The sequence below is a fragment of the Arthrobacter sp. alpha11c genome, assembly GCF_054149985.1.
Genome location: NZ_CP196747.1, coordinates 4,915,138 through 4,927,877 on the forward strand (window position 1 = coordinate 4,915,138; position 12,740 = coordinate 4,927,877).

Annotated in this window: 11 protein-coding genes; 7 read left to right on the plus strand and 4 right to left on the minus strand. The window is 63.1% G+C overall.

The window, feature by feature from the left end; all coding sequences use genetic code 11:
• The first annotated feature begins 1 nt into the window (after position 1).
• The 3 genes from ACTAQJ_RS22895 to ACTAQJ_RS22905 all read left to right on the plus strand — a co-directional run bounded on the left by ACTAQJ_RS22895 (position 2) and on the right by ACTAQJ_RS22905 (position 3,377).
• Complete coding sequence (locus tag ACTAQJ_RS22895) at positions 2-1,291, plus strand: glycosyltransferase 87 family protein (protein ID WP_498699668.1); 1,290 nt, start codon at positions 2-4, stop codon at positions 1,289-1,291.
• A gap of 149 nt (positions 1,292-1,440) precedes the next feature.
• Positions 1,441-1,965 carry a winged helix-turn-helix transcriptional regulator gene (locus ACTAQJ_RS22900; protein WP_431116019.1) on the plus strand — a complete coding sequence of 175 codons (525 nt, stop codon included), beginning with the start codon at positions 1,441-1,443 and terminating at the stop codon, positions 1,963-1,965.
• Complete coding sequence (locus tag ACTAQJ_RS22905; RefSeq protein ID WP_498699672.1) at positions 1,962-3,377, plus strand: MFS transporter; 1,416 nt, start codon at positions 1,962-1,964, stop codon at positions 3,375-3,377. Before ACTAQJ_RS22900 ends, ACTAQJ_RS22905 begins: the two co-directional genes overlap by 4 nt.
• A gap of 90 nt (positions 3,378-3,467) precedes the next feature.
• Here ACTAQJ_RS22905 and ACTAQJ_RS22910 read toward each other — a convergent pair whose 3' ends face one another.
• Positions 3,468-4,652, minus strand: coding sequence for an acyl-CoA dehydrogenase family protein (locus ACTAQJ_RS22910; RefSeq protein ID WP_498699675.1), 1,185 nt, complete (start codon positions 4,650-4,652; stop codon positions 3,468-3,470).
• A gap of 171 nt (positions 4,653-4,823) precedes the next feature.
• Here ACTAQJ_RS22910 and ACTAQJ_RS22915 point away from each other — a divergent pair, with 171 nt between their 5' ends.
• A complete protein-coding gene (locus ACTAQJ_RS22915; protein ID WP_442018734.1) occupies positions 4,824-6,164 on the plus strand; it encodes a glycosyltransferase 87 family protein in 1,341 nt (446 codons plus the stop codon).
• A gap of 3 nt (positions 6,165-6,167) precedes the next feature.
• Here the strand turns inward: ACTAQJ_RS22915 and ACTAQJ_RS22920 are convergent, their stop codons facing one another.
• The 3 genes from ACTAQJ_RS22920 to ACTAQJ_RS22930 are packed head-to-tail and all read right to left on the minus strand — an operon-like array spanning position 6,168 to position 9,688.
• Positions 6,168-7,718 carry an APC family permease gene (locus ACTAQJ_RS22920; protein ID WP_442018735.1) on the minus strand — a complete coding sequence of 517 codons (1,551 nt, stop codon included), beginning with the start codon at positions 7,716-7,718 and terminating at the stop codon, positions 6,168-6,170.
• Between the two features lie 27 nt (positions 7,719-7,745).
• The gene (locus ACTAQJ_RS22925) at positions 7,746-8,951 is read right to left on the minus strand and encodes a glutathionylspermidine synthase family protein (protein ID WP_498699679.1); all 1,206 of its coding nucleotides are present in this window, start codon (positions 8,949-8,951) and stop codon (positions 7,746-7,748) included.
• Positions 8,952-8,953: 2 nt separating this feature from the next.
• Complete coding sequence (locus ACTAQJ_RS22930) at positions 8,954-9,688, minus strand: Tat pathway signal protein (protein ID WP_498699682.1); 735 nt, start codon at positions 9,686-9,688, stop codon at positions 8,954-8,956.
• Positions 9,689-9,839: 151 nt separating this feature from the next.
• Between ACTAQJ_RS22930 and ACTAQJ_RS22935 the strand changes: the two genes are divergently transcribed.
• From ACTAQJ_RS22935 to ACTAQJ_RS22945, 3 genes are read left to right on the plus strand one after another with little or no spacing between them, the layout of a single operon-like run.
• Positions 9,840-11,363 (plus strand): sensor histidine kinase, encoded by a 1,524-nt coding sequence (locus ACTAQJ_RS22935; protein WP_442018738.1) that lies wholly within the window; start codon positions 9,840-9,842, stop codon positions 11,361-11,363.
• Entirely contained in the window at positions 11,360-12,034 is a 675-nt protein-coding gene (locus ACTAQJ_RS22940) for a response regulator (RefSeq protein WP_442018739.1), read from the plus strand. Before ACTAQJ_RS22935 ends, ACTAQJ_RS22940 begins: the two co-directional genes overlap by 4 nt.
• A 30-nt stretch (positions 12,035-12,064) precedes the next feature.
• Positions 12,065-12,721, plus strand: coding sequence for an MOSC domain-containing protein (locus tag ACTAQJ_RS22945; RefSeq protein WP_442018740.1), 657 nt, complete (start codon positions 12,065-12,067; stop codon positions 12,719-12,721).
• The last annotated feature ends 19 nt before the right edge of the window (positions 12,722-12,740 follow it).

The window sequence follows — 12,740 nt, forward strand, 5'->3', positions numbered from 1 at the left end:
TGTGGCTTCTTCTTCACCCACGGTTGTTTCGGCTGCCCAGCGCGGCTGGATCCTGACCGTCGCAGGCGTGCTGACCCTCGCCGTCGCCGTTTGGTTCCTCTACACGGACTACCAGCCGTTCCTGAACGACTTCGAAGTCTATTTCTACGGGGGCGGCAAGGTTCTCCAAGGCGGGGATCTTTATGCTGTGCGCGATGGCCTTCCGTTTACCTACCCGCCGTTCGCGGCCTTGCTCTTTGCCGGCCTCGCAGCAATGGGTTTCTTCGCCAGCAGCATGGTCTTCATCATCGCCGCCTTGGCAGGTGCCGCAGTGGTGGCTGCCTGGTTGGCACGCCACTATTTCGGCCTGAAGACGTGGCGTTCAGCATTCGCCGACTATCGCTTCAGGACCACGGCTTTAGTGGGAACGGGAGCTATCCTGCTCCTGGGCCCATGGCGGGATACGTTCGTTTTCGGCCAGATCAACATCATCCTGATGGGCGTGATCCTGACAGACTTCGCGCTCTACGGTAAGGCGCGGGCCGGCCTCATCCGCTGGCCCGCAGGACTCTTGATCGGCCTGGCTGCCGGTGTGAAGCTCACGCCGCTGGCGTTCGGCCTGTATTTCCTGGTCCGCCGCGACTTCAAGGCGCTGGCATGGATGGCCGCTGGATTCTTCGGATCAATCGCCATCGCGTGGGTCATCCTGCCGCAAGCATCCCTGGCATTCTGGACGCAGATCCTCCCCGATACCGGGCGTATTGGCGGCCCGGCCTACGTGGACAACCTGTCCGTCAAGGGGTTGCTCCTGCACTTCGGCATGCCGGATTCCTCCCTCACCAGCGTGGTGTGGTTGGTTCTTTCCCTGGGACTTGCGGCCCTCGCAGCAAAGATCATTAAGTGGGCCGTCGATGTGGACGAAAACTTCATCGCCGTCTCGGCCACCGCCATCCTGATGCTCCTGGTCAGCCCCGTCTCATGGTCCCACCACTGGGTCTGGGTGGCAGTAGCCCTACCGAGTATGGCGTTCGCGATGCATCGTGTGCCATCCCGCAGCGGGCGGATGCGAACAGCAGGGTGGATCATCGTGGCCTGTTCCACGGTTGCCTTCTACATGACCCCAAAGAACCTTGCCGTGTGGGCCGGTGCTGCCGAGTGGGGAAAGGACCCCCAGACGCAATGGCAGCTGATGGTGTCAAGCCTGGGTGTGGTGTGCGGAATCGCGCTGCTGATCTACTGGGCCTTGGCATATCGGCCTTCGCGCACGGGCCTCGTTCCTGCTGAGATGCGCGCTGGGCACGTGGGTTCCTGACCTTCTTTGCCGTGGAGGTCTAGGCAAATCAACCAAAATAGGGCGCTTCCGGTGAGTCCAAACTCCAAAGACGGTCAGGAGGCAGCGGCGTTCGCTCCGGCGCTGCCCGCAGCCTAGCTTTCTTTAGAAAAGTCAGGTACTTTGTCCACATGCCTTTGCGATCCGACTGGTCCGCCCGCACGTGCAGCCTTGCCCGTGGCCTCGACGTCCTCGGCGATCCATGGGGGAGCTTGGTCCTGCGCGAGATCTTCTTCGGAAACGGCCGCTTCGAGGCCATCAAGGAGCGCCTGGAAGTCGCAGACAACGTGCTCAGCAAACGTCTTGGATGGCTGCTCGAGGCCGGGCTACTGGCTCAACGTCCTTACCAGGATGGTGCCCGGACCCGCCAGGAATACGTGCTCACCCCCAAGGGCGAGGATGCTCTCCCCGTCCTCAATGCCATCATCATCTGGGCAGAGAAACACCTGGACGCCCCCGATGAGGTGTCCCATATGCGGGTCGTCCACACTGACTGCGGACAAGTCACAGCCTCGGCAGACACTTGCACGCACTGTGGGGTCCAACTGACAGCCGCCAATACGAGCTGGCATAGCTTCACACGCAGCGACCATCCGCTGCCCCTGGCCATAGCACCCGTACCAACAACTTCCCCTGAAACGGAGATCTCCGCATGACCGCTCCCGATGTCACAGGAACTCCGACAAGCAATGCAGCCGTCCCAACGGGCAAGCAATCCGGCAAGCAATCCGGCAAGCGACCCGGCAGGCTGCACCCGGCCTGGATGGTGGCCGCCGTAGCTTTCCTCGCCCTGGTTGGGGCGGCCGGATTCAGGGCCGCGCCCGGAGTGCTGATGGTCCCGCTCCAAGAGGAATTCGGCTGGTCCACCACCGTCTTGTCCTTGGCGGTAAGCATCAACCTCGTCCTGTTTGGGCTAACGGCACCCTTCGCTGCGGCCTTGATGGAACGTTTCGGCATACGCAAAGTCACCTCGCTCGCTCTCTGCCTGATTGGTCTGGGCTCAGCGCTTACCGTGTTCGTGAACCAGTCCTGGCAGATCCTGCTCACCTGGGGCGTGCTGATTGGCCTGGGAACGGGATCAATGGCCCTCGTCTTCGCAGCCACCATCGCCAACACCTGGTTCGCCAAGAGCCGTGGCCTGGTGATCGGCATCCTGACGGCCGGCAGCGCCGCTGGCCAACTCGTTTTCCTGCCCTTCATCGCCGCCCTTGCCCAGAACCCGGGCTGGCGGGGAGCGTCGCTGCTCATCGCCGCCGGTGCGCTCGCGGTGGTACCGCTGGTCCTGCGGTGGCTGCGGAACTCACCCGCCGACGTCGGGGTGTTGCCTTACGGCGCGGAAGCACCTGACGCCGGTACAGCCGGTTCAAAGAGCACGACGCCGGGCGTTGCAGTTTCGTCACCAGCCCAGGGTTCCGTAACAGCCAAGCCGGATTCGGCGAACGCGGCCGTCCGGGCGTTGCAGGTCCTCAAACGCGCCAGCAAAGTCCGCACGTTTTGGGCGTTGGCGGCGGGCTTCGCCATCTGCGGCGCCACGACCAATGGGCTCATCGGCACGCACTTCATTCCCTCAGCTCATGATCATGGCATGCCCGAAACCACAGCGGCGGGCTTGCTGGCCGTCGTCGGGATCTTCGACATCGTCGGAACCATCGCATCCGGTTGGCTTACGGACCGCTTCAACCCCAAGGTCCTGCTGGCGGTGTACTACCAGTTCCGGGGGATCGGCCTGCTGGTGCTGCCTCTGTTGTTGGGCTCATCCGTGGAACCCAGCATGATCATCTTCGTCGTGGTCTACGGACTGGACTGGGTAGCCACGGTGCCTCCGACGGCAGCCATTTGCCGCTCCGTGTTCGGGGCCGATGGCTCCGTGGTGTTCGGCTGGGTGTTTGCGGCCCATCAACTCGGAGCTGCTGCCGCCGCCCTGGCCGCCGGTTTCATCCGCGATGCCACCGGGCACTATAACTACGCCTGGATGGGGGCAGCAGCCATGTGCACGGTAGCTGCGGTGATCAGCGCAACCATCCGCAAGGATGCGGCCAAGAAGCAACCCGCCACGGTTTCCGCCTAACCCGGCCTACCCTACCCCCGGCCCAACTATGTAGCAGTTGAGCGCGTTTTGAACCGTCAGAACGCGCTTAACTGCGACTTACTTGGGTGCTCAGCCCCGGAACGCGGCAACCCCCGTGATGTGCTGCCCCAGGATCAGGGTGTGAACCTCGTCAGTGCCCTCATACGTGCGCACCGATTCCAGGTTGTTGGCGTGCCGCAGCGGCGAATAGTCCAGCGTGACGCCATTGCCGCCCAAGATGGTGCGGGCCTCCCGGGCGATTTTGATGGCCTCGCGGACGTTGTTGAGCTTGCCCACGGAGATTTGCTGGGGCTGAAGGTGCCCGGCGTCCTTCAGGCGGCCAAGGTGGAGGGCGAGCATGGTGCCCTTTTGGATCTCGAGGAGCATGTTCACCAGCTTTTCCTGCGTCAGTTGGTATCCAGCCAGTGGCCGCCCGAACTGGAGACGGCTACCGGCATACTCCAGCGCGGCCTCATAGGAGTCGCGGGCTGCGCCCATGGCTCCCCACGCGATGCCGTAGCGAGCTTCGTTCAGGCAGGAGAACGGTCCACGAAGTCCTATGGCACCCGGGAGGATTGCCTCCGGACCCAGCTTTACGTCGTCGAACTTGATGTCGCATTGGATTGATGCCCGCATTGAGAGCTTCGGCTCGATCGGCGTGGCAGTCACGCCCGGCGTGCCCGCAGGTACCAGGAAGCCGCGGATGCCTGCCGCGTTATCCTCCGTTTGGGCCCACACCACCATGACGTCGGCAATTGAGGCGAGTCCGATCCAGCGCTTGGCGCCGTTGAGGACCCAGCCGTCGGAGGTCTCACGAGCGAAAGTGGCCATCGACGACGGGTCCGAACCCGCCGTCGGCTCCGTCAACGCAAAGCAGCCGATCAGTTCGCCTGCAGCCATCCGCGGCAGCCACTGTTCTTTCTGCTCCTCTGAGCCCCACTTGTGAATGGCCGTCATGGCGAGCGAGCCCTGCACCGAGACAAAGGTGCGGATGCCGGAATCGCCGGCTTCCAGTTCCATGGCTGCCAGGCCATATTCGACGGCGGTCCGTCCGGGACAGCCGTAACCTTCCAGATGCATTCCCAGGACGCCGAGCTCGCCCAACTCGGGCGCGATCTCCTGCGGGAAGACTGCGTCCTCATACCAGCGCGCGATATTCGGCCGGATCCGCTGGGTTGTGTAATCCCGGACCTTCTCGCGCAGAGCTAGTTCTTCGCTGGTCAACAGGGAATCGAGGGCCAGCACATCCGAGGTGTTCGTCGTTGAATCGCTCATTCCAGCATCCTAAGCGGCTGGATGCCCGCATGAGGCGGACGCTCCCGGGCCGTCACCCGAGACTCCCGGCGCCGTCAGTCGGGTCGGGCCGTCCGCCGGGCGTTTAAGTAGTATGTATTCCGGGAGCCACTGGGATCCCACTGCGCAAAGAAAATATTGGGGGATAAAGACATGGCACTGCCCGGCGTCGATTTACAGGCTAAGGCGGATGCCGGGAGGTCTGCATCCACCACTTCACGCGCACTGCATTGGCTCCCGTGGGCGCTCTTGATGTGGCCCGTGTGGCTGATGCTTGCCGAGTGGAGCAAGCAGGGCCTGGACTTCAGTGTGTACTGGTTCGGCGGAAGCATCCTCAACGACGCTGGCGCCTCGCCTTCGGACCTGTACGGCCCAAGCGTTGCCGCAGCCGGGGGACCGGAGCTTCCCTTTACCTATCCGCCGTTCGCAGCGCTCATCTTCGGGCTGCTGGCACTCTGGCCGCAACCCGCCGCGCTGATGCTGTTCAACGTGGCCGGCGTAGCGATTGCCGCTTGGGTTGCCGCCACCATTGTGAAGTACTGGGCCTCCAAACACGACTGGCGCACTGCGTTGGCATCCGGCCGCAGCCGCTGGATTGCCGGGGCCGTGTTCCTGGCTGTCCTATTCCTCGGCCCGTGGCGTGAGACGTTGGCATTTGGCCAGATCAACATCCTGCTCATGGGCTTGATGGCTGTCGACTTGCTGGGTGCCTCCCGTCGTCGGGGGTTCCGTGGCAGCGGCTTCCTGGTGGGCATAGCGGCGGGTATCAAGCTGACGCCCCTTGTGTTTGGCCTGTACTTCCTGATGCGCAAGGATTGGCGCGGACTGGCTAACATGTCCATCGGTTTCGCCGGGACCGTCCTCCTGGCCTGGGTGGTTCGGCCAGCTGAGTCGCTGCAGTTCTGGCTGGAAATCCTCCCTGACACGTCCCGGATCGGCGGCGCCGGCTACGTGGACAACCTCTCGATCAAGGGCGCGTTGCTGCACTTCGGTGTGCCGCAGGATTCAGTAACCGTTCCCTGGCTCGCGCTCAGCATCGCCACTGTTGTGCTGGCGGCCTTCCTGATCCGCGCGGCCAGTTCGCAGGGGGCCCGAGTCATTGCAATGTCGACGACAGCACTCACCATGCTGCTCATCAGCCCGGTCTCGTGGTCCCACCATTGGGTCTGGATGGCAGTGGTCCTGCCGGCATTCGCCTGGACCATCAAGGAAACTCCTGGCCGGTACAGGGCGCAGAGAATTGTGATGACCGCTGTGCTGGCCGTTTCCACGCTGGTCTTCTTTTATTCGCCAAAGACCATCGGCACGGCGCTGGGTGCCGCGGACCTGAACGTCCAGACGCCGGGGCTCTGGATCATGGCATCCAGTGCTGGGGTGTTCTGCGCCGTGGCGATCCTGGTCTGCTGGCTGGTCGCGCTGCGGCGGGACGCTGTCCAGCTCGAGGTCCCGGACATTCCCACGCGGCTGCGTCAGTGGACCGCAGCGCGACGCTAGACTCTACTCGCCCCGGACCACGCCAGCGTCGGCCCGCTCCCCAGTGAAGAAGGCACGTGTGGCCGGCGCGAAACGGCACACGATCGCCAGCACCACGCCCAGGAGCAGAAGCAGGACTCCGCTGACAAAGGCTCCGCCGATTCCAAAGATCTGGGTATCTCCATATTCCGGATCCCACATCTGCACCGCCGAGATGAAGAACGCCACCGTCAGGGACACGGCTCCCAGGAAGGGCAGGATGCCGCGGAACCACAGGTTGCGGGCAGAATTCCGGAGGGTCGAGCGGAAGAACCACACGCACGAGAAACCGGTCAGGGCGTAGTAGAACGCGATGAACAGGCTGATGGCACTGATGGAGTCGGCCAGCAGGTCCTCGCTGAGGAAGCTCATGGCCACGTAGTACACCACGGCAGCCACGCCCATGACCTGGGTTGAGAAACCCGGCGTCTGGAACCGTTCGTGGACCTTGCCAAAACGCGCCGGCAGGGCGCCATGCACGCCCATGGACAGGGTTCCCCGGGCTGTGGGGAGGATGGTGGTCTGCGTTGAGGAGAGCACGGATGCCAGAACGGCCACCACAATCAGCCAACCCCACGGACCCAGCACTACATCTTTCATGGCCAGGAAGACGTCATCCTGGTTCGCTTCATTGCCCAGCCCGATGCCTTCGGTCCCGACACTCGCGTACATCATCACCAGCAGGGCCACCGAAACGTAGATGGCCACCAGAACGAACGCAGAGATGACGGCACCCCGGCCTGGAGTCTTCGCAGGGTTTTCGGTCTCCTCGTTCAGGGCCAGGCAGGTGTCCCAGCCCCAGTAGATGAACAGGGCCAGCAGGACCCCGTGAACCACGGCGCTGGGATCGGCGAAGGCACCCGCGGGGTTGAACCACTCAAGGTCGAAAGGCTGGATAGTGGCGTCACTGCCGTTGGCTCCGCCAGGCGCGCCACCGGCAATCCCAACAATAATGGCCACCGCAAAGATGCCCAGTGAGATGTACTGGATGTAGGTCAAGGTCCGCTGGACGTGCTCGCCCAGCCGAATTCCGCGGTGATTAACGTAGGTCATGAACGCGATGAACAGGACCCCGGTGGCCGTGACCAGCCAGGTGTTGTCGGCCAGGGAACCGTCGCCGATCAGCAACCAAAGATATTTCCCGGCAATTTGGGCCAGGTTGGCGAGGACGACGATGCCGGCCAGTGCCACGCCCCAGCCGCCCAGCCAGGCCGCCCACGGGCCAAAGGCCTTGCGGGCCCAGAAGAACGTGGTGCCACAGTCAGGGAGCGCACTGTTCAACTCGCGGAATGCATAGGCGATGAACAGCACTGGAATGAAGGCAAGGACCAGAATCAGGGGAGTGTAGTTGCCGTTGACGGCGACAATGAGCCCCAACGTAGCGGCCAGCGAATACACAGGCGCCGTTGACGCCAACCCGAGCATGACGGAGTCACCAAGGTCCAGGATGCCTGCATGGAGGCCTTTGGAAGGTACGACGGCGGTACGGTCGCCGCCCGCGGAACCGCCGTCCGGCGTCGAGATTTCAGTGCTCATGGTTTTCAGTGCTCATGCTTTCTGTGTTCACAGTGCAGCTCCATAGGAAGTAGTAGTGGGCGCGGCAGGCGCCGGGGCGTCGATGGTGTTGGGAACGAAGCGGCAGAAATAGTCCGTGATGGGGCCGTCCGATTCACGGATGCCGCAGCCCACGGACTCGCCGTCCACCACCCAGAGACCAAGCACCGGATGGTTGCCATCGAAGTCGGGGAGAGCGTGGTACTGCTGGAAGCACCACCCTTCACGGCCATAGCCGCCGGGCTGCTGCAGCTCGATGCCGGGGGCGTGGATGCGGATGTTGTCGCCCTCGCGGCCATGAAGAGGCTTGGCCACCCATTCTTTGAGCGGGCCAGGATCGCCTAGGTAGGCCGGCAGCAGGTTCTCGTGGCCGGGGTAGAGGTGCCACAGCGCAGCAAGCAGGGCTTTGTTGGAGAGCAGCATCTTCCACGCGGGCTCCACCCACCGGGGATTGTGCGCCCGGGTCAGCAGCCGGTGTCCGAAAGGTTCCTTCATCATCAGTTCCCACGGGTACAGCTTGAACATGGTGTTGATCATGAAATTGTCCAGGTCCACAAAGCGATTCAGGTTCGGATCCCAGCCGATGTCCGACATATTGATGCCGATAGTCGTCCACCCACCTTGGCTCGCTACATCCCGCATGTAGGCGGCAGTCATCCAGTCCTCACCGGACTCTTCGGCCTCCGAATGAGCCACATGCAGTGTGCTCATCCCGGTGCGGAACTGCAGCTTTTTCCATTGCCGGATCAGCGCCTCATGGATTCCGTTCCACTGGTCCTTTTCCGGGAACACATCCTGCAACCAGAACCACTGCGCAACGGAGGCTTCAATGAGGCCTGTGGGGGTATCGGCGTTGTACTCCAACATTTTTGCCGGCCCACCCTTGCCGTCATAGATGAAGTCGAAGCGACCGTAGATATCCATGTCCCCGGCCTGCAACGATTCGCCGGCGAGCTCCAGCGCTTGTTGCCCGATCCCAATATCGCCCATGGCCCCGGTGGCGAGGAACTTTGCTGCTTCCAGGCACATGAGGTGCATGTCCTCGGCAGTCTTCTCGAGTGTCTCCACCTCGTCCATGGTGAATTCGTAGTACGCCGACTCGTTCCAGTATTCGATTTTGCGGCCATCGGGCATGGTGGTGGTGGAAAAGACCAGGCCCTGTTCTTCGATCTTCTTTTTCCAGTCCGGCCTGGGCTCGGAGGGCAAACGCCGCACGCCTAGCCTCCTGAGCTTCCGCCGCTTTTGGAGCTGCTGCCAAAGCCGCCACGGCTGACTGTGCCGCCCTTGGTGCTGTAACCCGTGGACGTCTTGGCGCCCTGCGGAACTGTTTTGGTGTAGCTCGGGTAGGAGTTGCGGTTCTGTCCCACAGCGGGCACGCTGGCTCCCCGCGAATAGAAGTACCAGGCGTAGATGGCTGAACCGCGGCCATCCGAGCTGCTGTTGTTGCACTGGGAATCGTCCACGCGCTCGCCGGTTTCATCGTTGAAACAGACCTGCGCATAGTCAGCCTCTTGTTCGCTGCTGGCAACTACGGCGGTGATGGTTCCGGCCAGAAGGGCGGTAACACCCAAACCCACGACGACGGTGCGGCGCCGGGAGCGCTTCTTCCGGGCCTCTGCCTGGGCTGATTCGCGTTCACGTTCTTTGGCGAACGGGTCAATGATGGGGAGCGGCTTGCCGCGCGCGGGCTGGGATGCGTCGGGCTTGGAAGCTCCTGGCTCCTGTCCGCGCGGAGCTTTGTTCCTGTCGTCATTGGCAGGAGGGATCAGCTCCGGATGGAGCTCGGGTTTGGGCACCTGCCACGGTGGCGGCTTGGGCGGATTCTTGCCCGCGTCCGGGCCCTGGCCGCCCCCGCCACCAGCGCCCCCGGCAGCGCCGCTGCCTGAGGCGTCGTTGCCTGACGCGCCATTGCCTGAAGCACCGCTGCCTGCGGCGCCTTCGTTCGGGTCCATGTATATCCCCCTGGATAGACCGTTGGATTGTCCGGCTCCATGCCGGACCAGATGCTGAATGCAAGCCTAGTCCTTGAGCGGACCGCGGGCACTGGTGGCACAGCAGGGTGGGTAGAACTGCCCACCCTGCCAACCGTGGAAGGATGTAGCCATGCCAGGTCCTGAAGCACAAAGCAGCGATTCAGACGCCGTTCTGCTGCGCCTTCCCGCGGTTCGGGGCATCGGCCGTGGACGCGTCGTGACCGGCCTTGTCCTCGCCCTGCTGTTGCCGCCCGGCGTCGAAGTCCTGGTCACTTTGCTGGGTTTCCGCAACTTCGCCATGATCATGCTCCTCCAGCTGGCAGCAGCCGTGGCCGTCGCCGCGATCGGAGGCCTGTGGCCCGCCGTGGTCGCGGCGGTGCTGGGCAGTTTCCTGTTGAACTACTTCTCCGCCGAACCCGTGGGTTCGCTGTCCATCGCTGATCCAACCACCTTGTTTACCCTGGTCGTTTTCCTGGCAGTGGCTTGCGGCGTGGCGCTCGCGGTGGGACTGGCAAGCCGCAGGGCGCAGGAGGCTGCGAGGTCCGAGGCCGAGGCCACGGCCCTGAGCGAGTTGGCCCTGCGCATCCTCAGCTCGGACGGCAGCCTTGAATCGTTCCTTGAGAAAGTCCGCGGAAATCTCGGCATGGACGCTGTGACGCTCTTGGGCTCCCCGGGACCGGACAGTGTCACAGTGCCGGGAGCACCGCCGCAGTGGCGGATTCTTGCGAGCGCCGGCCCCAATCCGCCGGTGACCCATGCTGCCGCGGACCATGCCGCCGTCGTCGATCCCCATTACACGCTGTTGCTGCGCGGTGGTGCGCTGTCCTCCCAACACCAGCGGCTGTTGGCGGCCTTCGGAGCGTTTGTGGTGGCTGTGCGTGAGCGGCAGCAACTGGTCAAGAGCCGGCGGGACAACCTTCGCCTGGCCGAGGGAAATAAGATGCGGACGTCCATCCTTCGCGCCGTTTCCCACGATTTGAGGACGCCTTTGGCCGGAATCAAACTGGCTGTCAGCAGCTTGCGGCAGGAAGAGGTCCAGTTCCCTCCGGACGTGGAGAAGGAGTTGTTGGAGACGATCGAGAATTATGCTGACCGCCTGGACCATTTGGTGGACAACCTGCTGGATATGTCCCGGATTACCGCCGACGCCGTGAACCCTTTGCTCGCGGGCACCACCTGGTCGGAAATATTGCCCGAAGCACTTCGCGGTATCCCGAGGGATCGGATTCGCAGTGAGCTGCAACCCAACCTGCCGCCCGTAACAGCCGACGCCGGCATGTTGGAGAGCGTGGTGGCAAACATCGTTGAAAACGCAGTGAAGTACGCACCCGGTTCGGACGTCATCCTGACTGCGCGTGCCGGTGCCGGGATCACAGTGGGGGACAAGCCTGCCAGCGAACTAAGGATCGTGGACCACGGCAGCGGCGTGGGACACAACGAAGTGCTTGAGATGTTCCAGCCCTTCCAGCGGCTTGGCGATTCGCCCGCCCCGGCAGGTGGCGCGGGCGGCGGAATCGGGTTGGGACTTGCGGTGGCCAAGGGTTTCACGGAAGCCATGGGCGGCACGCTCATGGCGGAGCCGACGCCAGGTGGCGGCTTGACCATGGTGGTTACCTTGCCGCTGTGGACCGGTCACGGGGGAGGCAGAGCATGACCCGTGTGCTGATAGTTGAGGACGAAGCCCAGATCGCGCGGGCAATGCAGGTCACCCTGCAGGCCCACGGGTACCAGGCAATGACCGTTGGAAACGGGGCCGATGCCCTGAACGCCGTGACGAATCAAACCGTAAACATTGTTGTGCTGGATCTTGGATTGCCGGACATGGACGGAGTGGAGATCATCCGCCGCATCCGCGGGTGGAGCAGCATGCCCATCATCGTGTTGTCCGCCCGGCATGCCTCGGAGGACAAAGTGGAAGCACTCGACGCCGGTGCGGACGACTACGTGACCAAACCGTTCGGACTGGATGAGCTGCTTGCGCGGCTTCGGGTTGCCTCGCGCCGGGTCCTTACCGATCGCGAGGAACCTACCTTGGCGACGTCGGACTTCATGGTGGACCTGGCAGGCAAGAAGATCGTAAAGGACGGGTCAGAGGTGCGGCTGACGCCCACCGAGTGGAACATCCTGGAGTTGCTGGTCCGGAACAAGGGAAAGCTGGTGAGCCAGCAGCAGATCCTGACTCAGGTTTGGGGACAGGCCTATGCAAAGGAGACGCAATATCTGCGGGTCTATATTGCCCAGTTGCGGCGAAAGCTGGAGCGGGACCCGGCCGCGCCGCGGCACCTGCACACTGAAGCGGGAATGGGTTACCGGTTTGATCCTTAAATCCGGCTCCCCGTCCGTAAACTGGTGTCCATGAACACCGCATCCCTCCTCGCTGTCTGCCGTGTCCACCAGTTGTTGCCGGACCCGGAAGGAAGCGTTGGCGTCACCGCGATAGACAAGCGTCCTGTGGAAGGCCCCATCAAGATCCACAAGCTCGGCGTCCATGGCGACGTCCAAGCCAACAGGTTCGATCACGGCGGCGAAGACCAGGCTCTGTATGCCTATTCGCAGGCGGACGCCGATTACTGGGCGGCCGCACTGGATCGTGAGCTTCCAGCTGGCGCCTTCGGGGAGAACCTGCGGGTGGACGGAATCGAGACCACGGGGGCCGTGATTGGTGAACGTTGGAAGATCGGGCTGGATGTGGAAGTGGAAGTAACGTCCCCGCGCGTCCCGTGCGCCACCTTCCAGCGCTTGCTGGACGAGCCGCAATGGGTGAAGCGCTTCACCCAGGCCGGTCGGGTGGGAACCTACCTGCGTGTGATCAAGACGGGGACGGTCTCCGCGGGAGACCACATTCACCAGCTGTTCGTACCGAAGCACGGCATTACCGTTGGCCAGTGGTTCAGCGAGCCCACGCCGGACATGGTGCAAACCCTGCTCGATGCCGAGGCGGACGGGGAGGTCCGGCTCCAGGACGAATACCACGAGAAGTTCGAGAAAGTCCTGCGGCGTAACGGGTTGTAAGCCTTCTTGAACGGGCTGT

What these genes read in the sequence shown, in the direction of transcription:
- ACTAQJ_RS22900 (WP_431116019.1), top strand. Translation starts at nt 1,441, where the DNA reads ATGCCTTTGCGATCCGACTGGTCCGCCCGCACGTGCAGCCTTGCCCGT.
- ACTAQJ_RS22905 (WP_498699672.1), top strand. Translation starts at nt 1,962, where the DNA reads ATGACCGCTCCCGATGTCACAGGAACTCCGACAAGCAATGCAGCCGTC.
- ACTAQJ_RS22910 (WP_498699675.1), bottom strand. Translation starts at nt 4,652, where the DNA reads ATGAGCGATTCAACGACGAACACCTCGGATGTGCTGGCCCTCGATTCC.
- ACTAQJ_RS22915 (WP_442018734.1), top strand. Translation starts at nt 4,824, where the DNA reads ATGGCACTGCCCGGCGTCGATTTACAGGCTAAGGCGGATGCCGGGAGG.
- ACTAQJ_RS22920 (WP_442018735.1), bottom strand. Translation starts at nt 7,718, where the DNA reads ATGAGCACTGAAATCTCGACGCCGGACGGCGGTTCCGCGGGCGGCGAC.
- ACTAQJ_RS22930 (WP_498699682.1), bottom strand. Translation starts at nt 9,688, where the DNA reads ATGGACCCGAACGAAGGCGCCGCAGGCAGCGGTGCTTCAGGCAATGGC.
- ACTAQJ_RS22935 (WP_442018738.1), top strand. Translation starts at nt 9,840, where the DNA reads ATGCCAGGTCCTGAAGCACAAAGCAGCGATTCAGACGCCGTTCTGCTG.
- ACTAQJ_RS22940 (WP_442018739.1), top strand. Translation starts at nt 11,360, where the DNA reads ATGACCCGTGTGCTGATAGTTGAGGACGAAGCCCAGATCGCGCGGGCA.
- ACTAQJ_RS22945 (WP_442018740.1), top strand. Translation starts at nt 12,065, where the DNA reads ATGAACACCGCATCCCTCCTCGCTGTCTGCCGTGTCCACCAGTTGTTG.